Origin of the sequence: Nocardiopsis sp. TSRI0078 (assembly GCF_001905145.1) — a bacterium.
In the GTDB taxonomy this organism is placed as follows: domain Bacteria; phylum Actinomycetota; class Actinomycetes; order Streptosporangiales; family Streptosporangiaceae; genus Nocardiopsis.
The window spans coordinates 559159-582268 of sequence record NZ_LWLB01000012.1 but is presented as its reverse complement, the minus strand read 5'-3'; the positions used below and the strand labels follow the sequence as shown (position 1 = coordinate 582268).

The window sequence follows — 23110 nt, the reverse complement described above, 5'->3', positions numbered from 1 at the left end:
CAGGGGTCTGAAGCTTGAGCGAGGTCATGTTGGTGCATCCCATCGAGGTGCTGCTGGTCGAGGACGATCCCGGTGACGTCCTGATGACCAAGGAGGCGTTCGAGGAACACAAGCTGGGCAACCGCCTGCACGTGGTCTCCGACGGCGTCGAGGCGCTCCGCTTCCTGCGTCGCGAGGGAGAGTTCGCCGACGCGCCCCGGCCCCACCTGATCCTCCTCGACCTCAACCTGCCCCGCAAGGACGGCCGCGAGGTGCTGGAGGAGGTCAAGAACGACGACGACCTCGCGCACATCCCCGTGGTGGTGCTCACCACCTCCGAGGCGGAGGAGGACGTGCTGCGCAGCTACCGCCTGCACGCCAACGCCTACGTGCCCAAACCGGTGGACTTCGAGCAGTTCATCCGGGTGGTCCGCCAGATCGACGACTTCTTCGTCAGCGTGGTTCGCCTCCCCAAGGGCTGACGCCGTCTCCCGGCCCCTCCCGCCGCCCCGTCCCCGAAGGGCGGTGCGAACGCGCGGGGGCGGGACCGCGTGGGCGCAGCGGTTTTTCGTTACGGTAAGAGGCATGAGCTTGCCGGAACCGCGTGATCCCGCTGGTCCCTACCGTGTCAGTGTGGTGTGCCTGGGCAACATCTGCCGGTCGCCCATGGCCGAGAAGGTCCTCACCGCCGACCTCGAACGGGCAGGACTGAGCGAGCTCGTGGAGGTGGACAGCTCCGGCACGGGCGACTGGCACGTGGGCGGCGGCATGGACCCGCGCGCGGCCTCCACCCTGCGCGTGCACGGATACCTCACCAGCCACACCGCCCGTCAGTTCGACCCCGCCGACCTCGCCACCCGCGACCTCGTCCTGGCCATGGACCTGGACAACGTCGACGAACTGCGGCGCGCCGTCGACGAGCACGGCGACGAGTACGGGTTCGACATGTCGCGCCTGCGCCTCTTCCGCTCCTTCGCGCCCGACAGCGGCCCCAACCCGGAGGTCCCGGACCCCTACTACGGCGGCGACGACGGGTTCACCGCCGTCCTGAACATGGTGGAGGCCGCGGCCAAGGGCCTCACCAGCGAGCTCGTCGTCCGGTTGAGGCGGTAGTGCCGGGGGAGAGGGGATCGATCGTGCGGGCGTTCGGAGGCGGGGACGACGGCGACGGGTCCGGGGAGAGACGCCGCAGGGACCCGGTCGGCGGCACCATGGCCGAGCGCCTGGGCGTCCTGCTCGACCGCGACGTCAGGCGCGCGGCCCGGGCCGGGAGCAGCCACGACTGGGACATCTCCTACGCCGAGCTCGCCGACGGCACCCGCCTGTTCGTCAAGGCCCTGCCCCGGGGCGCCCCGTCGAGCGGGGTGCTCACCGCCGAGGCGCGGGGGCTGGAGTGGCTGGGCCGCGCCTTCGGCTCGCCCGCCCTCGACGTCCTGGCCTGGGACGAGCGCATCCTCGTCCTGCCGTGGGTGGAGGAGTGCGAACCCACGGTCCAGGCCGCCGAGCGGCTCGGGCGCCAGCTGGCCGGGATGCACATGACCGGCGCCGACCGCTTCGGCGCCGACTGGCCCGGCTACATCGGGCCGCTGCCCATGGACAACACCCCCTCCGACGACTGGCCGCGCTTCTACGCCGAGCAGCGGCTGCGCCCCTACCTGCGCCGGGCCCTGGACCAGGGCGCGCTCACACCGAACGACGCCCGCGTGGTGGAGAAGGTCGTCGACTCGGTGGAGGACCTGGCGGGCGACCCCGAACCGCCCGCGCGCGTGCACGGGGACCTGTGGAGCGGCAACGTGCTCTGGCGGGAGCAGGACGCGGTACTGGTCGACCCGGCCGCGCACGGCGGCCACCGTGAGGCCGACCTGGCCATGCTGGCCCTGTTCGGCCTGCCCCACCTGGAACGGGTCCGCGACGCCTACAACGAGGTGGCGCCGCTGGCCTCCGGCTGGCGGTCGCGGGCGGCCCTGCACCAGCTGCACCCTTTGCTGGTGCACGTGTGCCTGTTCGGCGCCGCCTACCGGACCACGGCCCTGGAGGCGGCCCGTACCGCCCTGCGCGGCGGCTGAGCGGCCCCTGGGCGACCTCCTGCGGGGCGGCTCCGCGCCGACCGGCCGCCTCGGCCCTGCGGCTGCCGGAGCATCCGCTCCGGCCGTGCGGCCCCGGGCGCCGCTTCGTGCGGCGCCCGGAGCGGCCGGGGGCGTGAGGCCCGCCGACGGCCGGTGCGGCATGGGACCGCGCGCTCCGGCCGGGGCGGTCCTCAGCCCTTGACGCTGCCCGCCAGCAGGCCGCGCACGAAGTAGCGCTGCAGCAGGAAGAACACGGCCAGCGGCACGACCATCGACACGAAGGCCCCCGCGGTGAGCCGGTGCCAGTCCTCTCCGCGCGTTCCGGCCATCTCGGCGAGGCGGACGGTCAGCGGCGCGGTGAAGCCGTCGCCCCCGGTGAAGATCAGCGCCACCAGGAGGTCGTTCCACACCCACAGGAACTGGAAGATGCCCAGCGACACCAGCGCCGGGGCGATCAGCGGCAGCACGATACGGGTGAAGATGTGCCCGTGCCCGGCGCCGTCCACCCGGGCCGCCTCGAACAGGGACTTCGGCAGCTGCGAGACGAAGTTGTGCAGCAGGAAGATGCCCAGCGGCAGGCCGAAGATCGTGTGCGCCACCCACACGTTGGTGAAGGCCATGGCGCCCGTCAGCTCCCACGCGGGCAGGATCTGCGTCCCGCCGACCGACACCCCCTGCGAGAAGAACCGCAGCAGCGGGACCAGCGACATCTGCAGCGGGACGATCTGCAGCGCGAAGATCCCCAGGAAGAGCCAGTCCCGGCCCCGGAAGTCGATCCAGGCCAGCGCGTACGCCGCGAGCGCCCCCACGCCCAGCACGAACACCGTGGAGGGGAGCGTGATCACGAGGGAGTTGACGAAGTAGGTGATCAGCTGCCCGTCGCTCCCGCCGCCGAACAGCACCTCCCGGTAGTTGTCCAGGGTCACCTCGGGTGAGGCGAGGAACGTCCACCACCCGGTGGTGTGGATCTGGTCGGCGGGCCGGAACGAGGAGACGAGCAGGCCCGCGGTGGGCACCGTCCACAGCACGGCGATCACGAGCGCTGCGAGGCCGGCCGCCGAACCGACCAGCCGGCGGCGCACCCGGCCGGCCGCGCCCCCCTGCGGGTCGCGGGAGGGGCTGCCGGGTGCCTCGGCGACGACGGGGGTCGTCGGAGGGGTCGTCATACCAGCTCCCTTGCCTTGCGGTTGCGGCGGATCTGCACGATCACCAGCGGCACGACCAGGACGAACAGGAACACCGCCAGGGCCGAGCCCTGACCGAGCTGGCCCTGTTGGAAGGCCTGGCTGTACATCTCGTTGGCGATCACGCTGGTCCCGTAGTTGCCGCCGGTCATGGTGCGGACGATGTCGAAGACCTTCAGGGTCTGCACCGTGATGGTGATGAGCACGACCAGCAGGGTCGGCCACACCGAGGGCAGCGTGATCCGGGTGAACAGCTGCCAGGGGCCGGCACCGTCGATGCGCGCGGCCTCGATGATCTCCGCCGGGATCGCCTTGATCGACGCCGACAGCACGACCATTGCGAAGCCGGCCTGCACCCAGATCAGCACCAGGATCAGCAGGAAGCTGTTGAGCGGCTGTTCGAGCAGCCACAGCCTCGGTTCCCCGCCCAGCCAGACCACGATCTGGTTGAACAGCCCGTACTGCTCCTGTTCGGCGGGCCGGTAGGCGAAGACGAACCGCCAGATGATGCTGGCGCCGACGAACGAGATCGCCATCGGCATGAACACCAGCGACTTGGCGACCGACTCGAACCGGGAGCGGTCGATGAGGACGGCGTAGAGCAGTCCGATGGCGGTGGCCAGGGTGGGGGCGAACACCACCCACAGCAGGGTGTTGCGCAGGACCAGCAGGATCTCCGGCCGCTGGAACATCCAGAGGTAGTTGGCCAGTCCCACGAACTCCTCGCCGGAGCGGTCGTGGAAGGACAGCATGGTCGTGCGCAGCACCGGGTAGACGAGCCCGCCGAGCAGGAGGAGCAGGGCCGGTGCGAGGAAGAGGAACGCCTGCCAGCGGTCGCGCCGGGTGCGCGGCACGTCGACCAGGACGAGCATCAGGCCGATGACGCCCAGGAAGGCGGCGATCCCGATGAGCATCCACACGATCTTGGGAAGCTCGTACAGGAACGAGTACTCCATGGAGACCCCTTGTCGGTCTGCAGGGGTGACGGGGCCCGGCCTCTCGGGCCGGGCCCCGTGCGGTCAGGGAACGGGAGCCCGGTCAGGGCGCCCGATCAGGGCCAGGACGACTCGATGGTCTCCAGGACGTCGTCGGTGGAGCTGCCGGTGACCCAGTCGACCATGCCGGTCCAGAAGACGTCGGTCCCCACGGAGGAGGGCATCGAGTCACTGGCGTCGAAGTGGAAGACGGTGTCCGGCGCGAGCAGGACCTCGGCCGCGAACTGGGACGCGGGGTCCTCGATGACGGAGGTGTCCATGTTCTTGTTGGCCGACACCCAGGCGCCCTCGGAGGCGCGGCTGTTGGCGTACTCCGGGGTGGACAGGTACTCGTGCACCGCCGCCACCTCGGGCCGGTCGGCGAAGGGGACGGCGAACTCGCCGCCGCCCATGACCGGGACCTCGGCACCGGCCTCCAGCGGGGGCAGGACGAAGCCGTAGACGTCGCCGTCCTCGGCCACCACGACGTCCTCCTCGAACTGCGCCGAGTAGAACGAGCCCATCATGTACATCGCGCAGCCGCCGTCGAGCAGGGGCAGGCCCGCCTCCTGGAAGGAGGTGACGGCGATGCTGTCCACACCGCCGAAGGTGCCGTTGACGTAGTCGGGGTTGCGGATGATGCCGTCGGCCAGGTCGAAGGCGTCGGCGATCTGCGGGTCGTCGAAGGGGATGTCGTGGGAGATCCAGTCGTTGTAGGCGTCGGTGCCCGAGGCGCGCAGCACCGCGTTCTCGATCCAGTCCGTGCCGGGCCAGCCGGTGGCGTCGCCGGACTCGAAGCCGACGCACCAGGGCTTGGTGCCGGAGTCGGCGATCTCGTCGCTGAGGGCCACCATGTCGTCCCAGGTCTCGGGGACCTCGTAGCCGTTCTCCTCGAAGAAGGTCGGCGAGTACCACACCATCGACTTCATGTTGGCGCCGTAGGGGGAGCCGTACAGCTCGCCGTCGAAGGTGGCGTAGCCGCGCCAGTCCTCGCCCCATCCCTCCTCGACGTTGGCCCTGACCCCGTCGGCCACGGGCACGGCGTGGCCGTCCTCGACCACCCGCTCCAGCAGGCCGGGCTGCGGGATCAGCGCCAGGTCGGGAGCGTTGCCGCCCTCCAGCCGGATGGGCAGCTGCGCCTCGAACTCGCCGCTTCCCTCGTGCTTGATGTCGATGCCGGTGCAGGCCTCGAAGTCGGCCCAGGAGCGGTCCATGCGCTCGGCCTCCTCGTCGCGGATGGACGAGTAGACGTCGACCGTGCCCTCGACGTCGCTCCACTGCTCGAAGGGGGCGCAGTCGACGTCGGAGGCGTCGGGTGTGCCGCCGCCGCCCCCCTCGCCGCTGAGGAAGCCGCAGCCCGAGATCGTGAGGAGGAGGCTTCCGGCTGTCACCGTCACCGCCAGGTGTCGGCGACGTGACTTGCGGTCTGGTCGCAGCATGGGGCTTCTCCCTCGTGTCCGGATGGTCGACGGGCACCGGACGGTGCCGCCGGTCGGGTCGGTGTGACCCAGGGCATGCCGGAACATGATGGAATCCGCTCCAGATGAAAATGTCTACAGATATTGCAATAGCTTTCGTAACGATGGCGAAACACCCTGTTCAGCGTTCCTGAACCCTCACTCTGGGTGGGGATGCCCCGGCGTGGGAGCCGCGGGCACCGCCTCCGCTCCGCGTCCGCCCTCCGCCCCGGTCGAAGGCCGGGGAGCCGTGCGGACGGGCCACGGCCACGTGGCGGTGCGGTCGCACGGCGAACACGTCCTAGATTGGTGACATGGCTGACGCACCGAGCACAACCGAGAACGGCGGACCCGAGCTGCACGTGGCACTCATCGGCTACGGCAAGGGAGGCGAGGTCTTCCACGCGCCGCTGATCGACGCGGTGCCGGGACTGCGCCTGTCCGCGGTCGTCACGGGCAACCCCGACCGCCGCCGGGCCGCCGAGGAGCGCTACCCCGGCGTCACCGTGTACCCCAACGTCGCCGAGCTGTGGGCGGACGCCGACCGCTACGAGATCGCGGTCGTCACCACGCCCAACGACACCCACGCGCCGCTGGCCCAGGCCGCCATGGAGACGGGCATGGCGGTGGTGGTGGACAAGCCGTTCGCGCTGACCGCCGTGCAGGCGCGGGAGCTCACCGACATGGCGGGCAAGCTGGACCGGGTGCTCACCGTGTACCAGAACCGGCGCTGGGACGCCGACTTCCTCACCCTGTGGAAGCTGATCGAGGAGGGGACCCTGGGGCGGGTGCACCGGTTCGAGTCGCGCTTCGAGCGCTGGCGCCCGCAGGCCAAGGGGACCTGGCGCGAGAGCGGCGGGGTCGAGGCCGGGGCCGGGATCCTCTACGACCTGGGGCCGCACCTGATCGACCAGGCGGTCAACCTGTTCGGCCCGGTCGTCTCCGTCTACGCCGAGATCGACACCCTGCGCGAGGGGGTCAACTCCGACGACGACGTCTTCCTGGCGCTCAACCACGCCCGGGGCACCCGCTCCCACCTGTGGATGAGCGCGCTCACCGCCCAGGGCGGGCCGCGCTTTCGGGTGCTGGGCAACGAGGGGGCCTTCACCGTCCACGGGATGGACGGCCAGGAGGCCAGGCTGACGGCGGGGGAGCGGCCCGACGCCCCCGACTGGGGCGTGGTCGCCGAGGAGGACTGGGGAGTGCTCGGGGTGGACGGCGACATCCGCCGGGTGCCCAGCGAGCGCGGCGCGTACACCGAGTTCTACGCGGGGGTGCGCGACGCGGTCGGCGAGGGGGAGCCGCTGCCGGTGGACCTGCACGAGGTGATCCACGGGCTGGAGGTTATCGAGGCCGCACGCCGCAGCGCGCGCACGGGCACGGTGGTCGGTCTCTGACCCCCGCCGGTCCGGGCCCCGGCGGCCCGGACACCCCCGGCGCTCCCACGTGGGCCTATGTTGGGGGAGGTCCTCCCCCCGGGCTCCGTGCCGATACCGCCGGACCCCGACGCCGACGAACGCCGAAGGAGACGTGCCGTGGCCCAGGTCCTCGTGGTCGCAGACGACCTCACCGGCGCCAACGCCACCGGTGCCAGGTTCGCCCGCACCGGGATGCGCGTGGCCACGGTGACCCCCGAGCACGTGAGCCGGGTCTCCGGGGACTACGACGTGGTCGTGGCCAACCTGGACAGCCGCCACGTTCCCGTCGAGCAGGCCGCCGACCTGGTCACGGACGTGGTCGAGGCCGTCTGGCCGGTGGGGCTGGTGGTCAAGCGCACCGACTCCACGCTGCGCGGCAACATCGGCGCCGAGCTGGAGGCCGCCTACGACGCCGTGCGCGAGCGGGTCCCCGCCGGGACGCGGGTGCGGGTGCTGTTCGTCCCGGCCTTCCCGGGGTCGGGGCGCATCACCGAGGACGGGGTGCAGCTGCTCAACGGGATGCCGCTGGAGCGCACGGAGCTCGCGATGGACCCTCTGTGCCCGATGACCACCAGCGTCGTCGCCGACATCCTCGCCGCCCAGACCGACCTGCCGGTGCGGCACGTGCCCGTCCGCCAGGTGACCCAGACGATGCTCACCGCCGAGCTGCTCGCCGGCGACGAGCCCGTCGTGGTGTGCGACGCGAGTACCGAGCAGCACCTGACCGACATCGCCGAGGCCGCGGCGGCCGCGCACCGCACCGACGGGACCGTGTGGGTGGCGGCCGACCCCGGGCCCACGGGGGCGCTGCTGGCCTACGCGCTGCGCCTGCGCGGCCAGGCGGGCTCGCGCGGGCCGCTGCTGGGGGTGGTGGGCAGTACCACCGAGCTGACCCGGCGGCAGCTGGCCACCGTGGCGCGCACCGGCGCGGTGCGGTTCGTGGACGTGGACGCGGTGGCGCTCTCCGACCCCGGCGGCGACCACGCGGACGAGGTCGCCGACGAGTTGGCCGAGCAGCTGACCTCGTCGGGTTTTCCGGAGCTGTGCGTGCTGCGGGTGGTGAACACCTCCGACCAGGTGCGCGAGCTGCCCGCCCAGGCGAGGGTGGAGCTGCCGGTCCGGATCGCGCGGCTGGTCGCGGAGGTGGTCGAGGGGGTGGCCGACACCACGGGTGCCCACGCGCTGCCCAGCGGCCTGTACCTGTGCGGCGGGGACCTGGTGGCGAGCCTGCTGGACGAGCTGGACGTGCACGCCTTCGACGTGGGCGGGGAGATCGTGCCGCTGGCGGTGCACGGGCACCTCAGCGGGGGCCCGCTGGACGGGACGCCGGTCGTGGCCAAGGGCGGCCTGGTGGGGGACGAGATCACCCTGGTGGAGTGCCTGGCCAAGCTGCGCAGGGCGGTGCAGACGCGGTTGCACCAGGTGCACTCGGAGGTGTCCGAGCACGTGGTGCCGATGCCGTTGCGCGACACGGTCTGAGCCCGGGAGCAGGAGCCAGGGCGGTAGCGGGATAGTCCTGGCCCGGGGTTTTCCAGTGAACAGCGGGGCCTTGGTGACGGAAGTGGTCGTCAGCAGGGCCCCGCTGTTGTTCGTGGTGTCGCAACTGCCGGGATCAGGGTGGTCCGGGATTGAAGACGGAGTGGGTACCCACCCGACGCCAGATCACGTGCGGCTTGCCTGGAAAGCGCTCATCGCCGTACTCCCAGGTGGCACGCCCGTCGGGTGCCCAGGTCATCTCGTAGACCCCTGGTGCGCCTTGCACGCCCTTGACCCGTAGCCCGGGGCGGAACCGTCCTTTCTCCACATCGGGTGCGAACTCGGTGGTGACCACCGCGCGGAAGCGCTCTGCCTGCTGCCGGGGCAGCTTCTTGAAGTCGGCCCTGAAACGGGGGGTGGTGGCGAACGTGGCCAGTGCTCTCAGCGCTCCTCGTCTTCCAGAGCGTCGAACATGGATTCCGCGTCCTCGAACTCCTCGGTCTGGCCTGCGGCGATCTGCTCACTGGCCTCGCGTTCGCCCTGCTGCCAGCCGCGGTCCCAGAACCACGCCTGGTCGGCAGGTACAGAAGTCATGCCCCTGAGCGTGACCTGACCGCTCTCCCCGATGTCGAACTCGACCTCGTCGCCTTCATGGATGTGAAGAGCTTCCGCGACCTCGCGAGGCAAGGTGACCTGGTTCTTACGACGCATCACCGCGCGTCGACGTCTCGCCCTCGTCTCACTCATGGCTGGTGGCCTTCCTCGGCTGGGGGTGTTCCAGGGTTTCCCGTCCCCGGTGGCACAGTTTCAGAGTGCCTCCAACGGTCGGATAGTTCAACTTTCCGACTGGAACTTTACCTTGCTCCTGTGGTCAGATGTCCCGAGTCGGGCCCGGGAGGGTCCAGGTCGCAGGGTGCTTCAGCTATCAGCGCCTGTGAGAAGTCGGGACAGGTGGGTTTCCAGACATACAGCGGGGCCCTGGTGACGGAAGTGGTCCTCACCAGGGCCCCGATGTTGTTCGTGGTGGTGTTGCTGCCGGCGTCGTCACTGCGAGGGGGACCGGAGGGTTCCAGGGCGGCGGGTGGGGTGGCGGGCGCGGGGTCAGCGGCGCGCGATGGTGAGGAAGGCGTCCCACTCGGCGGAGGGGAAGGGGAGATGGCCTCTGGCCGGGTTCTTGGAGTCCCGGACGGCCGCGCCGCAGGGCAGCTCGGCGACCTCTACGCAGTCACCGTTGACGCCGCTGTGGCTGCTCTTCCAGAAGCCGGTGGGGATGTGAGCGACCTCGACACACTCGGCACGGTTACCGCTGTAGCTGGACTTGAAGAAGTTCAGTCCTTCATGTGTGGACATGCTATTCGTGGGACTCCATGTTCTGCTGTAGGAACCGGATGCTTTCCGCTGGCCGAAGCGCGGCCGCGTTCAGGTGTGCGAAGTCAGCTACATAGCGTTGTACAGACGCACTCTCCTGGACAAAGAGGATATCTGTCGACGTTTCGGTGTAGACGATGCTCGGATCAAGCTCGTTGGGGAAGTCCAACATGACGAAGGAGCCTGACAGGGCAGCGTGCATGCCAACATCGAAAGGCAGCACCTGAATGTCCACATTGTGATGCATCGCCATGTTGAGCAGGTGTTGAAGCTGATCACGCATGACCTCTGCACTGCCTGGCAATCGGTGAAGGGCGGCCTCGTCGATCACTGCCCAGAGATGCAGAGGGCTGTGTCGGGTCAGTACATGCTGCCGCTTTATGCGTGCATCGACGTTGCGCTGTACCTCCTCATCGGAGAGAGTCCCTCCTCCACGGAAGACTGCTTCGGCGTAGGCCGGTGTCTGAAGCAGCCCGGGGATGACCTGGCATTGGTACATGCGCATCATCGAAGCTTCGACCTCGAAGTCCGGTAGGGCATTGCCGCCGAATACGTCCCTGTACTTCGACCACCAGCCCTTCTCCTTCGACTCCTGAGCCAGCTCGTGAAGGGCCGCTCGCACGTCGGCCGAGGCCTCATAGAGATCAGCGAGTGCGTCGATGTCTCGCGGCTTGATACGACGGGCTTCGGCGGACTCGATGTTGCTGAGTGTGGATTGTGGGACAGAGGCTTCCTTGGCAGCCACAGAGAGCTTGAATCCGCGGTCCTCTCGCAACCGGCGAAGCTCACGGGCAAGCCTGCGGCGGCGCACGGTGGGGCTGATCGGATGGTTCATGGGGGCAGCCTACTCAGGATATTCTCGTATATCGAGCTTTGGCGTTGACAAGATGTATATCGCAGATCATGATGAAGGTGTAGCCAGTGATCAGCGTCTCACGCAGAGTCGCTGCTGGTCAGGCTGCGCCGTGCCCCTTCTCGCTGCGCGGGAAACGCGAAGGTCTCATCCCTGCGGGCACGTCGAACCACCCGCTCAACCCTCCTGTGCGAAGGAGTCTGTTCGTCATGCTCGCAACCGCCCCCAAGTCCCCGATGCCTCCGCTGCCCGAGGTGACCGTCTCCCTCGCGGAGTTGGTTCCGCCCAGGTGCCGCCACTACTTCTCCGGTCGGGCCGACCGTGCCCACTACCGGACCCGTCGCTATGACTTCGTCGGCTCAGCCCAGTACATGCCGCTGGTGAGGGCGTTCCTGGACACCTGCGCCGCCGAACGCGACGACGACTACCGCTACCTGTTCACCCTGCTCGGGTCCGAGTTGGCCAACAACGCCCTGAACCACTCGCGTTCGGGCCGGCCCTTCGGGGTCTACACCCTCACCTGCCAGCGCACTCGCACCGGCCTGCACCTCACCTGCCGCGACCAGGGAGCACGGGACGGCAAGCCGGGCGCCCTCGACCAGCGCTCACACCTGCGGCCCTCGCCGGGCGGGCTGGACCTGGCTGCCGAGTCCGGGCGTGGGCTGGCCATGATCGACGCCTTCGCCACCTCCTGGGGCGACAACGGCATCTGCGACTACCGGCAGGTGTGGTTCTTCCTGGCCTACGACCTGGCCGACAGCCTCTGGAACAGTCGGCCCTAGACGTTCGACACCGCTGCACGTAGAAGGGCCCAGGAAAGCGCGGCAACGCTTCCCGGGCCCCGGCAATCCCGAATTCCGCTCACTCTCACATGTTCAGAAAGCAGGATCAGTGACGCATCCTATCCCCGTGCCCCGGCCCTCCAGTGACCCGCTGTACCGCCCGCTCCCACCGCTGCCCCGGCGCGGCCCGCTGATCGGTCCGTTCTGCCCCTCCTGCGAGCACCCCTCCTGCCGCAGGCGCCGCGCGGCACGCCTGCCCCGCCTGGGCGGCCAGCGCTCCGAGTTCGCCCGCGAGCACGCCCGCGCTGCTGCCTTGCAGCGGCACAACCCGCATCTGCTCATCTGGTTCGGCGAGAGCACGCTGTCCTATTGGGTCGCTTCATCCGCCGGTCTGACAGAGGCCCGTGATCCGGGTGAGCTGCTGCTTCTCCTGGACCCGGCGCCCATGTACGCCTGACGTGTATCGGCGGGGGTGTGGTTGATGCCCCTGCCGGTACTCTGCTGGCATGGTTTCTCGAGGGCCGCGGGCGCTGTCCGTTTGTCTGTTTTTCGAGAAGTTGGAAAAACGATCGCTTGTCGCTGGTAAGTTCCCAGGTCAGTTACTGTGCTCCCCGCGCACGCGAGGATGGTCCCTGGCTCGCCGACCCCCGCTTCACCGACGTGCCGTGCTCCCCGCGCACGCGGGGATGGTCCCTGGTCGACCGCGTACAGGTACCAGCGGCCGCGGTGTTCCCCGCGCACGTGGGGATGGTCCCCGGAGCCATCCAGGTACCCGGCGTCCAGGTCCGTGCTCCCCGCACACGCGGGGATGGTCCCTGGAAGCAGCACTCAGCGGCTCAGCGCGTACGGTGCAGCGGCCGGGCTGGATCGGCGGCCAGGGAGCCCAGCAGCCGCAGCGCCCGGAAATCAGGGCTGTCCGGCTCGGCCCGGTACACGACCAGCTGGAGTCCGTCCTGCCCCCGCACGTCGAACACGTGTGAGGACAGGGTCAGCCCACCCACCGCGCTGTGCCGGAACTCCTTGCCCTCGTGGGACTTGCCGCGCACCTCGTGCTCCTCCCACAGCTCTCGGAACCGGGAACTGTCCCGGCCCGCCTCCTCCACGAGTTCCAGCACCCGGCGGTCGTGTGGATCATGCCCCAGCGCCAGGCGCAGGCCGGCCACGCACGCCCGGGCGGTTCGCTGCCAGTCGACGAAGAAGACCTCGCCCACCGGGTCCAGGAAGGCCATCCGCGCCAGGTTGTCGGCCTCCGCGAAATCGGCGTACAGCGCGTCCGCCAGCGCGTTGGTCGCCAGGAGGTCCAGACGCCGGTCGATGACCATCGCCGGAGTGTCCGGCCATGCGTCGAGCAGCATGCGCAGGTGCGCGTCGACACGCGGTCGGGCGGGAGCCGGAAGGTGCTCGGGTGAGATCCCGGCCAGGCGGAACAGGTGGTCGCGGGCGTCGGGTTCCAGACCGAGGGCCCGGGCGACGGCGTTGAGGACCGAGGCGGAGGGGTGGCGTTCCCTGCCCTGTTCCAACCGCGTGTAGTAGTCGGCGCTCACCCCGGCCAGGACGGCGACCTCCTCGCGGCGCAGCCCGGACACCCGGCGCGTACCGCTGGAGGCGAGGCCGACGTCGTCCGGGCCGAGGCGGGCGCGGCGGGCGGTCAGGAAGGCTCCGAGTTCCGTGTGGGGCATGCCGCCAGCCTAAGGAGAAGGGGTCCCGTCAGCCAGGGTGGGCCGCACCCAGGTAGAGCCCGGCCTGGTTCCGGGGGCGCCCGGAGCCGAGGGTGGAGAGCGTCCCTGACACCCACACACCTTCGGGAAGTGAACCATGAGCACCACGCTGTTCGACGAGGGCCTGCTGAAGACCATCGCCGCCGAGCCCGAGCGCCCGCTGATGTTCGTCAACGCCACCGTGTACACGCTCGACCCGGTGATCGGCGACCTGACCGGTGCCGACCTGCTGCTGGGCGGTGAAGAGGTCGTCGGTGTCGGTACCGGTCTGCACACGGCTGCCGAGGACGACGGCGCGGTCGTCGTGGACTGCACGGGCCTGACCATTGTTCCGGGCGTCGTGGAGGACGACACCGTCGCCGGGCTGCGCCGGCGTCCCTCCGACCGGGTCGGCACGCTGGCTCCCGGAAACCCGGCGACCTTCGCCGTGATCTCGGGGTACTCCTCCGGGGCCTCGGCCCTGGAACGGGTGGTCTGGCGTCCGGAGCAGGCCGCCGCGATCGTCATCGACGGCGAGATCGCCCTGTTCAACGGCCGCCGCCTCACCGGACCCCGCGATGAGCCGGGCACGAGGCAGAGCCCGGCCGACAGCCCGTACCTGGGCATGTGGGTCGACGAGACGGGCTTCATCCACCAGGAGCTGACCGCGGACGGCCGCTACGACGAGGCGCGCGGCGGGAGCCCCCACGCCTACCAGGGATCGTTCTGGATCGAGGGGGACCGCATCGTCTACCGGGACGACCTGGGGTTCTGGGCCTACGGCCGTTTCGCCGACGACGTGCTCCACCACGCGGGCTACGTCTTCCACCGCCGCTGACGGCACCCGGCAGAGGCTGACCACATCCGACAGAAGAACAGGAGGACAACCGTGAGCGGCACGCTGTTCACCGGTGGGGCCGTCGTCACGATGGACCCGCGGACAGGCGACCTCGAACGCGGGGACGTCCTGGTCCGCGCGGACCGGATCGTCGCCGTCGGCGCGGACCTGACGACGCACCCGGACGCGGTCGGGGCGACCGTGGTCGACACGGCCGGGCGCGTCGTCGCCCCCGGGTTCGTCGACACCCACCGCCACGCCTGGCAGGCGCAGATGCGCCGCAGCATCCCCGACGTGTCCGACCTGGGCGCGTACGTGGCGTCCACCCTCGGCGAGGTCGCGCCCCGGTACACGCCCCACGACATGTACGTGGGCACCCGGCTCGCGGCACTCACCGCCCTGGACGCCGGGATCACCACGATGCTGGACTTCTCGCACAACTCGCGCACGGCCGCCCACTCCGACGCCGCGATCCGCGCGCTCGCCGACACCGGCATCCGGGGCGTGCACGCCTCCATGGGTCCGCACTTCGGCGACTGGGACCGCCAGTGGCCCGGGGACCTGGAACGCCTGTGCGCCGACCACCAGGGGGCGGGCGAGGGCCTGGTCACGATCCGTCTGGCGGCCCTGGCCACCGACGAGATCGCGGGCCCCTCCCTCGCCTACGGCAAGGAGCTGGCGGCGGTGGCGCGCGTCCTCGGCCTCGGGGTGAGCGTCGACGCGGTGTTCGGCGCCCCTTCCTCCGAGGCGATCCTGAGCTGGGCCGACACGGACCTGCTCGGCCCCGGCCTGTGCCTGATCCATGCCACCGGGCTGTCCCCGGACGCGTGGCGGGCCATGGGTGAGACCGGGACCACCGTCTCACTGGCGCCCTCCTCGGACGCCCAGATCGGGTTGGAGAGCGCGGTTCCGGCGGTCGACGAGGCGCTCGCGGTCGGTATTCGCCCAGGTCTGAGCATCGACGTGGAGGTGGCGCTGTCCAGCGACATGTTCACGCAGATGCGGACGCTGCTCGCCATCCAGCGCATGCGCGCGGTGCGGGGAGTGTACGGGAGCGGTGAACCGGTGCCGGACCGGATCACCACCCGGGACGTGCTCGACTTCGCCACCCGTCAGGGCGCGCGGACCGTCGGGTTGGGCGAGTCGACCGGGATGCTCTCCCCCGGAAGGCAGGCGGACCTGATCGTGGTCGACGCCGGTGACGTCAACACCATGCCGCTGAATGACCCGGTGGGCACGCTCGTGCTCGGCGCCGACGCCCGCAACATCGAGACGGTCATGGTGGCCGGTCGGATCCGCAAGGCGCACGGGCGCCTGGTCGGGGTGGACCTCGACGACCTGCGCGAGGAGGTCACCGCCTCGCGGGACCGCATCGTCGCCTCCCTGGGACAGCGCTCCTCCCGCGCAAGAGAACGGTCCCGGACGGACCACTGATCCTTGCGAGTTGCCCGGACGCTTGCCGCGCACGCGGGGACGGTCCCCAGCGCGCCCGCCGTCACGTCTCTCGACGTGCGTGCTCCCCGTCCACGCGGGGGTGGGGAGCACGCAGCCAGAGGACTGCGTCCTGCTGGAGTCGAGGGTGGGCAGCCTCGCAAGGGCTCGGGGCGCCCGAAGCGCTTTCGGGCTGGGGGAGATCACCGTTCAAACGAGTCTGTTCCTCAGCCCGGATCCCTTGTCAGCGGCTTTCTCCTGTCCTGGGAACAGTCCGTGATCATGCCAACTCAGGGCAGACGCTTGTCTTCGGGCAACTGTTGTCGCGGGTGACCGCTTCCGGCCAAGCCCGCCTGACACCGACACACGGTTCGGCTCCGGCGTTTCCTGAGCCAGACGCGCTGAGTGGAAATGCCAGGTCGTCGTTTTCTCCACGCCGAATAACCACTCGCGGCGCATCCAAACTTCCCAGGAATCCTTCTCACCTTGGGTCACGGCCTTCACCCTGGGCCCATGGTGATCATGGAGTAGCGAATCGTAGCGTGGCCGTGCCTGAGCCACCCGGGGGCGACCTTGCGGAGACCGAGGCCGCCAACCCCGGGTGCACCCGTGTACACCACGACTCTGGGAACGATCCCCCTCGTGAGAGGGCATGTCCCCTTGTCAGCGGCGGCTTGCGCAGCCGCGTCCACCCTCGTTCTGGGGCTGCTGTACGCACCCCCGGCCCTGGCCGAGGCCGACCCCCACTCACCCGCCGACCGCACCGTCCCTGCCCCTGACACCTGGGAGCCGGGCAAGGCCGACACCGAACCCGTCGGCGGCGAACCGCCCGCAGAGCCCTGGACCCCCACCCACGGCCGACCCTGAAGCCCAGACCTTCGCTGAAGGCCCCGAAGTGCGCAGGCTCTCCTGTGCCAACGGCGCCGACCGCGGTATCCAGCACTGGTATCCGTTGGAGCGCCACCAGATCAGCGACCGCATGGAGCTGGCGGTCAACACCCAGAACGGCAACCTCGTCCTGCGCCACCGGGACCTGACCGTGGCCGGAACCGGACTGGACCTGTCCATCTCCAGCTTCTACAACTCCGAACCTCTCTACGGCGGGTGGACCCTCTCCCACGGCCAGGACGTGGGCCTGGACACCTCCTTCGATGACATCGTCATCTTCGAAGGCCCCTCCGGGTACTGCGAGGTCTTCGACGAGGAGGAGGACGGCTCCTTCACCGCGCCCTCCGGGGTCAACGCCGAACTGTAGGAGAACTCCGACGGCTCCTTCGACCTGCGCTTCCATCGCGGCGAGTACGAGGACCAGGTGTGGACCTTCACCGCCAACGGGTGGCTGTACTCCCAGGCCGACCGCAACGGCAACACCCACCGGATGCGCTACGACACCGACGGGGAACTGGTCTCGATCGTGGACACCCAGGACCGGGTCACCACCTTCGACTGGGAGGGAGGACCGAACCCGACCGTCACCGACCCCACCGGTGAAACGGCCACCTCTCACACCTGGCGCGAGGGGCGCGACACCTCCACCCTGACCGACCGGGCAGGCCAGGACATCGAGTTCGGCTACAACGACGACAACCGGCTGACCTCGATCACCGGCGCCACCGGCGCGGTGTGGCGGGTGGCCTACAACGACGAGGACCAGGTGACCAGTCTGACCGTCCCCGACGGGTCGGAAGAAGGGGCCACCACCACCTGTTCCTACGCCGACAGCGCCCTGTTCAACACCCAGACCACGGTCACCGACCCCGAAGGTGGCGAGTCCACGTTGGAGTTCGATGACCAGGGTCGGCAGACCTCGTCCACCGACCAGGTGGGCAACACCCGCTCCCAGACCTGGACCGCGAACTCGGACGTGGCCACCACCACCGACGCGGTGGAGCCGTCGGTGACCTATGACTACGACGCGTTCAACAACCTCATCGGCACCGAACTGCCCACGGGGGCGGCCACCTCGGTCGGCTATACCGACACCGCCAACCCCGCCAAACCCACCAGCGTGACCACCCCGGACGGCGACACACTGGAGATGTCCTACGACTCACGCGGCAACCTCACCTCCGCCATGCAGGAGGAGATGGACATCGAGGTCGCCGACATCTGGTACTACCCCAACGGTCTGGTGGAGCAGGTCACCGACGCAGGCGGAAACGCCACCACCTACTCCTACGACCGGGCCGGAAACATGACGCTGATGTCGGAGCCGGGGCCGGTGGGCACCATGGAGTTCGGCTACGACGCCCTGTCGCGGGTCACCTCGGTGACCGACGGCAACGGCACCACGCTGGAGTACGGCTACGACCGTCTGGACCGCGTGGTCAGCATCTCCCACGACGGTGACCTGCTCCAGTCGATCGCCTACGACGGCAACGGCCGCCAGATCGCCACCCACACCGACCAGGCCAGCATCAAGCACTCCTACAACGGCCGCGGCGACCTGCTCGAAACCGTGCGCTCCGACAGCAGCGGAAGAGAGACCACCACCTACGCCTACGACAACGACGGGTCCGACAGCGACCAGCTCCAGTCACGCACCGTCAACGGCCAGACGGAGACCTTCACCTACGACGGTCTGGACCGCCTCACCAGCGACGGCACCACCGACTACACCTACGACGACGTCGGCAACCTGCTCACCGCCGGGACCGAGGAGTTCACCTACAACGACGCCGACCAGGTCACCACAGCCCGCGGGGCCGATGTGGGCCACGACGCGGCGGGGAACATGACCTCGCGCGGGGACCGCAGCTTCGAGTACAGCGCCACCAACCAGTTCCTCCAGGACGATGAGAACAGCGACCTGGCCATGTGGCTGAGCTACGACACCACCGACCAGACCCAGATGCGCGGTGTCACCGAGGTGCACCAGGGCGAGCGCATCGAGCGGCAGCTGTCCAACACCGCCCTGGGGGTCACCAACATCGCCTCCGGAGGTGAGCGCACCAGTTTCGTGCGTGACCCCGATGGCAAGCTGGTCTCCATGGTGGCCTGGGACGGCAACGAGCGCTTCCACTACACCACCGACCACCAGAACACGGTGCTCGCCCTGACGGCCGAGGACTCTGAGGCCGAGGAGCCGGATGTGGTCTACGACTACAGCCCCTACGGCGAGCGCGCAGCTGAGAGCCTGGAAGGGACCGAAACTGCATCGTTGAGCCCGCTCGGTTCACCGGTGCCTACCAGTTCCAGGACGGAACGGTGCACTTCAACCACCGCTTCCATGGCACCACCACCCTCAATTTCACCCAGCCGGTCCCGTCCCGGCAGGAAGAGAACCTCTGCGTCTGCGCCATGGGAGATCCGGTCGACAACACTGATCCGCTCGGCCTGAGAACCGTTGCCGGGGCGGGACGGGGCTTGTCGGCGCTGCCGCCGGTGCGCTCTGCGGAGCGGGGCGCATGGCCGCGGTCGCCTCCCGTGCGATCGGAGCGCCCCTCGGCCCCCACGCGAACAATGGGAAGCGCGGTGCCCCTGACCACAGGCAGCTGATCCGATATGCCGAGAGGCCGTCATGGAGGTGTTCACGCAGGCAGGCGGCCTTGCGGTCCGGTGGCTTCCCCATCTCCTCCAGGAGGAGGGGAAGCAGGGCCATGGAAGCCAGGTTTTGGGGAAGGGGCGGAACATGTACGGAAAGTTCCCGGAGGACCCGACCACGAAGGAGCTGCGCACCCTCCTCGGCCTCAGGATGGTGGGCCTCCTCCTGTGCCTGGCCCTGGCCGCGTGGAGATGGTGGGAGGAGGACCTTACCGGTCTCATCGTCTTCCTGGGACTCGCTGCCCTCGTCTTCCTTTTCTCCATGCTTCCCCGCCTCATCCGGCTCCAGCGGAGGAAGGAGCGCGCTCGTCCGGGTGGAGGCAGGCGAAGAAGCGGACTGAGGAGCTGATCATGTACCCCCGCGCTTTCGGAGGAACGTCGGCGCAGGACGCTATCGGCCTTCCTCGGATGGTCGGAGGGAAGGGCCTGTTCGGGAAGCCTGGTGATGGTCTCGGCTCTTCTTGCGACTCGAGGTCGTTCGGGTTCACCGGGGTCCGCCGGCTCCATGGTGGGGCGGTGCGCGTGGACCACCGGTTCCACGGCGCCAGCACCCTGGACTCCACCCGGCCGGATCCCTCCCGGCGGGCGTCGGACGACCGCGCCTACGCGGCTCGCGGCCCGTCCCACGGCACCGGTCCCACCGGCTTCCCGGCGCTGCGATCACTCCGGCGGCAAGGAAACTCGTCCCCGACAAGGATTGACCGACACGCCTGAACCGTCGTCTCCACGGCGCCGACACCCCGATCCCACCCTCAAGGAAGAACCATGAACAACCAGCCGCTGACCGTTGGAGATCTACGCCGGGCCCTGGACGGGCTGTCCGACGACATGCCCGTGCGCGCCCTCGCCGCCGCCCACGGCGCCGACTACGCCGATCTGCACGTGCTCACCACGGCCAGAACCGACCAGATGACCGTCACATGGCCCTCGGGACCGGTCTACGAGGGGCGCCCCTACCTGCGCCTGAACCTGCGCCCCCAGGAAGGCGCCGAGTGCCACACCCTGACCGAGCCCGCCACCACCCGGGAACAGGCCGAGGACATCCGCTCCTAGGCCCTCGGGATGCGCCGGCGGACTCCGGGGACGGGAGCGCCGGACCGGCGTCGACGCCCGTGCCTGGGCACGGTCACACCGGTGACGGCTCCAGCGCGGTGGAGCCGCACCCGGGGTACCGCCGTTGCCGTGACACACGCCGTTCGGTGGTGTCGATGTAGTCGCGAAGGACGCGGCGGGAACGGACGAGCGTGTCGATGTGCTCGTCCAGCCCGTGCATGCGTGCCCGCAGGACGTCCAGGAGCTCGGGGCAGGGCTCGAAGTCGGGGGTGGCGCCGTCGGCGCAGGGCATCAGGACCCCGATCTCCTGGGTCGACAGCCCGGCTTCGAGCAGCCTCCTGATCTGCATCACCGTCAGGACGGCGTCGTCGGTGTACTCGCGGTAGCCGTTGGCGCCGCGGGCGGGTTCGAGCAGGCCTTGGGCCTCGTAGTAACGCAGCTGGTGCGTGTGGACCCCGGTCCGTCTGCTCAGCTCCCCGATCAGCACGCACGCTCTCCCTTGACCTTCATATCGGTGTGAACGTCGATGATTCTGCCATGGTCACCACGCCGTCTCCAGAGGAGCACATGATGCAGAACCGCGATGCCGACCCCACCCCCGTGACGGTCATCGGCCTCGGCCTGATGGGCCAGGCGCTGGCCGGCGCCTTCCTGCGCGGCGGACACCCCACGACCGTGTGGAACCGCACGGCGGAGAAGGCCGAACAGGTGGTCTCCCAGGGCGCGGGGCTCGCCGACTCGGTCGGCGCCGCCGTGGCGGCCAGTCCGCTCGTCATCGTCTGCGTCTCGGACTACGGCGCCGTGCACGAACTCCTCGACCCGCTGGGCGAGGACCTCGCCGGGCGGACCCTGGTGAACCTGACCTCGGGCACGTCGGCGCAGGCCCGCGAGACCGCCGGGTGGGCGGAGCGGTGGGGCGGCGCCTACCTCGACGGCGCGATCCTGGCGGTCCCCCAGGCCATCGGTACCGAGGAGGCCGTCATCCTCCACAGCGGACCGCGGTCGGCCTTCGACCTGCACGCGTCGGCCCTGCGGAGCCTCGGCGGGGGAGGGACGACCTACCTCGGTGAGGACCACGGCCTGTCGTCGCTGCACGACGTGGCCGTGCTGGGCCTGATGTGGAGCGTTCTGAACGGCTTCCTGCAGGGTGTGGCGCTGCTCGGCGCGGCGGGCGTGGACGCCGCGGCGTTCGCGCCCCTCGCGGGCAGGGGGACCGCGACCGTGACCGACTGGCTGGCCGCCTACGCACGGCAGGTCGACGAGGGGTCCTATCCGGCCCTCGACTCCACCCTCCACACCCACCTGTCCGCGATGGAGCACCTCGTCCACGAGAGCGAGTCACTCGGTGTCAGCGCCGAGCTTCCGCGGTTCGTCAGGGCCCTGGCCGAGCGGGCCGTGGATGATGGACACGGCGGCAGCGGCTACGCGGCGATGGTCGAGCAGTTCCGCAAGCCCTCGGGGGCGCGGCCATGACCGGTCTTCGGTCCCGCACCGCCACGAGCAGTCAGTACTCGCACCGCCACGAACAGTCATTACTCGGTCGAGAGGTGAATCCGGACATGACCGCCACACCGTTCAACCCGCGCGCGCTGCTCGCGCAGAGCCGGCTCGGCGTCCTCGCGACGATCAAGTCGGACGGCCGCCCCCAGCTCTCCCCCGTCATGCCCTTCTACGACCAGGAGGCCGGGGTCCTCTACGTGTCGATGACCGAGGGGCGGGCCAAGACGGCCAACCTGCGCCGGGACCCGCGGGCCGCGCTGGAGGTCACCAGCTCCGACGGCTGGTCGTGGGCCACCGCCGAGGGCACGGCGGTGCTCACCGGTCCGGGAACCGATCCCCACGGCCCCGAGGTCGAGGCTCTGGTGCGCTACTACCGCCTCGCCTCGGGGGAGCACCCGGACTGGGACGAGTACCGGTCGGTGATGGTGTCCGACCGCAGGGTGCTCATGACGATGACGGTGGACCACGTGTACGGCGACAGGATCCGCTGACGGCGCTGCGAAGGACGCGGACGCCCCCGGCGAGGAGCCGGGGGCGTCCGCGGAGCGGATCAGGCGGCGGCCGGGAGGACGTCCACGTGCTCGGCGGCGAGGTCCTCCAGCAGGCCGGCCAGGGTCTCCGGGTACTCCAGCGGCCCCATGTGCCCGGCGCCGGGGATCTCCCGCACCTCGCGGCAGTCCTTCAGCAGCGAGGCGATGTGGTGCGCGTGCCAGGGCGGGGTCAGCTTGTCGTCGGTCCCCACCAGCACGGCGGTGGGCACCGAGATCTGCCGGGCTGTCTCCTCGGCCTCCAGCTCGCTGATCACCCGGCCCCACGCGCCCCGCGACACGGGGGCGCACGCGTGCACCATCCTCATGCACAGCCGCACCATGCGCGGGTCGGACTTCCTCCCCATCACCATGGACTTCAGCACCGCGGTGGTGAGGGCGTTGCGCGGCCCCAGGGGCAGGGGCGCCTTCAGGAAGACCTGCGCGCCGAGCGTGCCCAGCGGGCCGGGCAGCGGGATCGCGGTCGAGCGCTTGGGCAGCTGCGTGCACCCGGTGTTGGTGAGCAGCACCGCGGCGGCCCTGTCCTGGAACACCGGGTGCGCACCGGCCGCCATGACGGTCATCCCGCCCATGCTGTGCCCGGCCACGACGGCCTTTCGCCCCTCGGGGACGGTCGCCTCCAGGACCGCGCACAGGTCCTCGGCCAGCTTCTCCGCGCCGTACCCCGCGCGGGTGATCGGCGTCTGGGTGCGGCCGTGGCCGCGCTGGTCGTAGAGCACCACCCGCAGGGACGGGTCGAGTTCGCGCACCACCGGCCCCCACGAGGCCAGCGACGTCGCCCAGCAGTGGGCGAGGACCACGGTCGGCCCGTCCTCGGGGCCGCGCACCTCGGCGTGCAGCAGTGTGCCGTCGGCGGAGCGTACCTGGAGTTCTCGGGCCTGGCCCAGGTGTCGGGTTGCCATCGGGGATACCTCTCACTCGGGGGAGCTGACGGGGGTGCCCC

At 69.9% G+C, this 23110-nt stretch carries 25 protein-coding genes; 16 read left to right on the top strand and 9 right to left on the bottom strand.

Translation table 11 applies throughout. From position 1 onward, the window contains the following. The first annotated feature begins 26 nt into the window (after nt 1-26). From A6A08_RS12780 to A6A08_RS12770, 3 genes are all read left to right on the top strand, one after another. Nucleotides 27-461 (top strand): response regulator, encoded by a 435-nt coding sequence (locus A6A08_RS12780; RefSeq protein ID WP_073702827.1) that lies wholly within the window; start codon nt 27-29, stop codon nt 459-461. Nucleotides 462-564: 103 nt separating this feature from the next. Next, a complete protein-coding gene (locus tag A6A08_RS12775; RefSeq protein WP_073702762.1) occupies nt 565-1092 on the top strand; it encodes a low molecular weight protein-tyrosine-phosphatase in 528 nt (175 codons plus the stop codon). Between the two features lie 23 nt (nt 1093-1115). Continuing rightward, the gene (locus A6A08_RS12770; RefSeq protein WP_073702826.1) at nt 1116-2045 is read left to right on the top strand and encodes a fructosamine kinase family protein; all 930 of its coding nucleotides are present in this window, start codon (nt 1116-1118) and stop codon (nt 2043-2045) included. A gap of 191 nt (nt 2046-2236) precedes the next feature. Here A6A08_RS12770 and A6A08_RS12765 read toward each other — a convergent pair whose 3' ends face one another. From A6A08_RS12765 to A6A08_RS12755, 3 genes are all read right to left on the bottom strand, one after another. Further along, nucleotides 2237-3211 carry a carbohydrate ABC transporter permease gene (locus A6A08_RS12765; protein WP_073702761.1) on the bottom strand — a complete coding sequence of 325 codons (975 nt, stop codon included), beginning with the start codon at nt 3209-3211 and terminating at the stop codon, nt 2237-2239. Then, entirely contained in the window at nt 3208-4185 is a 978-nt protein-coding gene (locus tag A6A08_RS12760; RefSeq protein ID WP_073702760.1) for a carbohydrate ABC transporter permease, read from the bottom strand. The genes A6A08_RS12765 and A6A08_RS12760 overlap by 4 nt, the downstream gene beginning before the upstream one ends. Before the next feature lie 95 nt (nt 4186-4280). Beyond that, nucleotides 4281-5642 carry an ABC transporter substrate-binding protein gene (locus A6A08_RS12755; RefSeq protein ID WP_073702759.1) on the bottom strand — a complete coding sequence of 454 codons (1362 nt, stop codon included), beginning with the start codon at nt 5640-5642 and terminating at the stop codon, nt 4281-4283. Between the two features lie 332 nt (nt 5643-5974). On the opposite strand from A6A08_RS12755, the gene A6A08_RS12750 reads away from it, so the two are divergent. Both A6A08_RS12750 and A6A08_RS12745 read left to right on the top strand, forming a co-directional pair. Continuing rightward, on the top strand, nt 5975-7057 hold the full coding sequence (locus A6A08_RS12750; RefSeq protein WP_073702758.1) for a Gfo/Idh/MocA family oxidoreductase: 1083 nt from the start codon (nt 5975-5977) through the stop codon (nt 7055-7057). Between the two features lie 138 nt (nt 7058-7195). Further along, nucleotides 7196-8557, top strand: a complete 1362-nt coding sequence (locus A6A08_RS12745) for a four-carbon acid sugar kinase family protein (RefSeq protein ID WP_073702757.1) — start codon at nt 7196-7198, stop codon at nt 8555-8557. Between the two features lie 438 nt (nt 8558-8995). On the opposite strand, the gene A6A08_RS12735 is transcribed toward A6A08_RS12745, so the two are convergent. From A6A08_RS12735 to A6A08_RS12725, 3 genes are all read right to left on the bottom strand, one after another. Then, the gene (locus tag A6A08_RS12735; RefSeq protein ID WP_073702825.1) at nt 8996-9265 is read right to left on the bottom strand and encodes an AbrB/MazE/SpoVT family DNA-binding domain-containing protein; all 270 of its coding nucleotides are present in this window, start codon (nt 9263-9265) and stop codon (nt 8996-8998) included. 390 nt (nt 9266-9655) lie between these two features. Next, nucleotides 9656-9904 (bottom strand): DUF397 domain-containing protein, encoded by a 249-nt coding sequence (locus A6A08_RS12730; RefSeq protein WP_073702755.1) that lies wholly within the window; start codon nt 9902-9904, stop codon nt 9656-9658. A 1-nt stretch (nt 9905) separates the two neighbouring features. Continuing rightward, nucleotides 9906-10757 carry a helix-turn-helix transcriptional regulator gene (locus A6A08_RS12725; RefSeq protein WP_073702754.1) on the bottom strand — a complete coding sequence of 284 codons (852 nt, stop codon included), beginning with the start codon at nt 10755-10757 and terminating at the stop codon, nt 9906-9908. Between the two features lie 227 nt (nt 10758-10984). Here A6A08_RS12725 and A6A08_RS12720 point away from each other — a divergent pair, with 227 nt between their 5' ends. Both A6A08_RS12720 and A6A08_RS12715 read left to right on the top strand, forming a co-directional pair. Next, on the top strand, nt 10985-11557 hold the full coding sequence (locus tag A6A08_RS12720) for an ATP-binding protein (RefSeq protein WP_073702753.1): 573 nt from the start codon (nt 10985-10987) through the stop codon (nt 11555-11557). 109 nt (nt 11558-11666) lie between these two features. After that, nucleotides 11667-12014, top strand: a complete 348-nt coding sequence (locus tag A6A08_RS12715; protein WP_073702752.1) for a hypothetical protein — start codon at nt 11667-11669, stop codon at nt 12012-12014. A gap of 379 nt (nt 12015-12393) precedes the next feature. Here A6A08_RS12715 and A6A08_RS12710 read toward each other — a convergent pair whose 3' ends face one another. Next, nucleotides 12394-13236 carry a helix-turn-helix domain-containing protein gene (locus tag A6A08_RS12710; RefSeq protein WP_073702751.1) on the bottom strand — a complete coding sequence of 281 codons (843 nt, stop codon included), beginning with the start codon at nt 13234-13236 and terminating at the stop codon, nt 12394-12396. 136 nt (nt 13237-13372) lie between these two features. Here A6A08_RS12710 and A6A08_RS12705 point away from each other — a divergent pair, with 136 nt between their 5' ends. The 7 genes from A6A08_RS12705 to A6A08_RS12680 all read left to right on the top strand — a co-directional run bounded on the left by A6A08_RS12705 (nt 13373) and on the right by A6A08_RS12680 (nt 20119). After that, on the top strand, nt 13373-14092 hold the full coding sequence (locus tag A6A08_RS12705; RefSeq protein WP_073702750.1) for an Atu4866 domain-containing protein: 720 nt from the start codon (nt 13373-13375) through the stop codon (nt 14090-14092). Between the two features lie 51 nt (nt 14093-14143). Beyond that, nucleotides 14144-15526, top strand: a complete 1383-nt coding sequence (locus tag A6A08_RS12700; protein WP_083609085.1) for an amidohydrolase family protein — start codon at nt 14144-14146, stop codon at nt 15524-15526. 657 nt (nt 15527-16183) lie between these two features. Further along, nucleotides 16184-16390 (top strand): hypothetical protein, encoded by a 207-nt coding sequence (locus A6A08_RS28785; protein ID WP_242422461.1) that lies wholly within the window; start codon nt 16184-16186, stop codon nt 16388-16390. Between the two features lie 28 nt (nt 16391-16418). Next, nucleotides 16419-16778, top strand: coding sequence for a DUF6531 domain-containing protein (locus tag A6A08_RS28780; RefSeq protein ID WP_073702748.1), 360 nt, complete (start codon nt 16419-16421; stop codon nt 16776-16778). A gap of 57 nt (nt 16779-16835) precedes the next feature. After that, nucleotides 16836-18863: an RHS repeat protein gene (locus A6A08_RS12690; RefSeq protein ID WP_073702747.1), complete on the top strand. Its 2028-nt coding sequence runs from the start codon at nt 16836-16838 to the stop codon at nt 18861-18863. 180 nt (nt 18864-19043) lie between these two features. Next, the gene (locus A6A08_RS12685) at nt 19044-19415 is read left to right on the top strand and encodes a hypothetical protein (RefSeq protein WP_083609084.1); all 372 of its coding nucleotides are present in this window, start codon (nt 19044-19046) and stop codon (nt 19413-19415) included. A 416-nt stretch (nt 19416-19831) separates the two neighbouring features. Beyond that, nucleotides 19832-20119: a hypothetical protein gene (locus A6A08_RS12680; RefSeq protein WP_073702746.1), complete on the top strand. Its 288-nt coding sequence runs from the start codon at nt 19832-19834 to the stop codon at nt 20117-20119. A 73-nt stretch (nt 20120-20192) separates the two neighbouring features. Here A6A08_RS12680 and A6A08_RS12675 read toward each other — a convergent pair whose 3' ends face one another. Continuing rightward, entirely contained in the window at nt 20193-20606 is a 414-nt protein-coding gene (locus tag A6A08_RS12675; RefSeq protein WP_073702745.1) for a MerR family transcriptional regulator, read from the bottom strand. A 50-nt stretch (nt 20607-20656) separates the two neighbouring features. Between A6A08_RS12675 and A6A08_RS12670 the strand changes: the two genes are divergently transcribed. Continuing rightward, nucleotides 20657-21592, top strand: a complete 936-nt coding sequence (locus tag A6A08_RS12670) for an NAD(P)-dependent oxidoreductase (protein ID WP_242422459.1) — start codon at nt 20657-20659, stop codon at nt 21590-21592. 86 nt (nt 21593-21678) lie between these two features. After that, nucleotides 21679-22110 carry a PPOX class F420-dependent oxidoreductase gene (locus A6A08_RS12665; protein ID WP_073702743.1) on the top strand — a complete coding sequence of 144 codons (432 nt, stop codon included), beginning with the start codon at nt 21679-21681 and terminating at the stop codon, nt 22108-22110. 59 nt (nt 22111-22169) lie between these two features. Here the strand turns inward: A6A08_RS12665 and A6A08_RS12660 are convergent, their stop codons facing one another. Next, entirely contained in the window at nt 22170-23069 is a 900-nt protein-coding gene (locus tag A6A08_RS12660) for an alpha/beta fold hydrolase (protein WP_073702742.1), read from the bottom strand. Nucleotides 23070-23110 lie beyond the last annotated feature (41 nt).

Coding starts and splice junctions, on each gene's coding strand:
- A6A08_RS12720 (WP_073702753.1), top strand. CDS start 10,985: ATGCTCGCAACCGCCCCCAAGTCCCCGATGCCTCCGCTGCCCGAGGTG.
- A6A08_RS12760 (WP_073702760.1), bottom strand. CDS start 4,185: ATGGAGTACTCGTTCCTGTACGAGCTTCCCAAGATCGTGTGGATGCTC.
- A6A08_RS12705 (WP_073702750.1), top strand. CDS start 13,373: ATGAGCACCACGCTGTTCGACGAGGGCCTGCTGAAGACCATCGCCGCC.
- A6A08_RS12685 (WP_083609084.1), top strand. CDS start 19,044: ATGGAGGTGTTCACGCAGGCAGGCGGCCTTGCGGTCCGGTGGCTTCCC.
- A6A08_RS12680 (WP_073702746.1), top strand. CDS start 19,832: ATGAACAACCAGCCGCTGACCGTTGGAGATCTACGCCGGGCCCTGGAC.
- A6A08_RS12775 (WP_073702762.1), top strand. CDS start 565: ATGAGCTTGCCGGAACCGCGTGATCCCGCTGGTCCCTACCGTGTCAGT.
- A6A08_RS12670 (WP_242422459.1), top strand. CDS start 20,657: ATGGTCACCACGCCGTCTCCAGAGGAGCACATGATGCAGAACCGCGAT.
- A6A08_RS12765 (WP_073702761.1), bottom strand. CDS start 3,211: ATGACGACCCCTCCGACGACCCCCGTCGTCGCCGAGGCACCCGGCAGC.
- A6A08_RS12725 (WP_073702754.1), bottom strand. CDS start 10,757: ATGAACCATCCGATCAGCCCCACCGTGCGCCGCCGCAGGCTTGCCCGT.
- A6A08_RS12660 (WP_073702742.1), bottom strand. CDS start 23,069: ATGGCAACCCGACACCTGGGCCAGGCCCGAGAACTCCAGGTACGCTCC.
- A6A08_RS12755 (WP_073702759.1), bottom strand. CDS start 5,642: ATGCTGCGACCAGACCGCAAGTCACGTCGCCGACACCTGGCGGTGACG.
- A6A08_RS12665 (WP_073702743.1), top strand. CDS start 21,679: ATGACCGCCACACCGTTCAACCCGCGCGCGCTGCTCGCGCAGAGCCGG.
- A6A08_RS12735 (WP_073702825.1), bottom strand. CDS start 9,265: ATGCGTCGTAAGAACCAGGTCACCTTGCCTCGCGAGGTCGCGGAAGCT.
- A6A08_RS12780 (WP_073702827.1), top strand. CDS start 27: ATGTTGGTGCATCCCATCGAGGTGCTGCTGGTCGAGGACGATCCCGGT.
- A6A08_RS12750 (WP_073702758.1), top strand. CDS start 5,975: ATGGCTGACGCACCGAGCACAACCGAGAACGGCGGACCCGAGCTGCAC.
- A6A08_RS12730 (WP_073702755.1), bottom strand. CDS start 9,904: ATGTCCACACATGAAGGACTGAACTTCTTCAAGTCCAGCTACAGCGGT.
- A6A08_RS12710 (WP_073702751.1), bottom strand. CDS start 13,236: ATGCCCCACACGGAACTCGGAGCCTTCCTGACCGCCCGCCGCGCCCGC.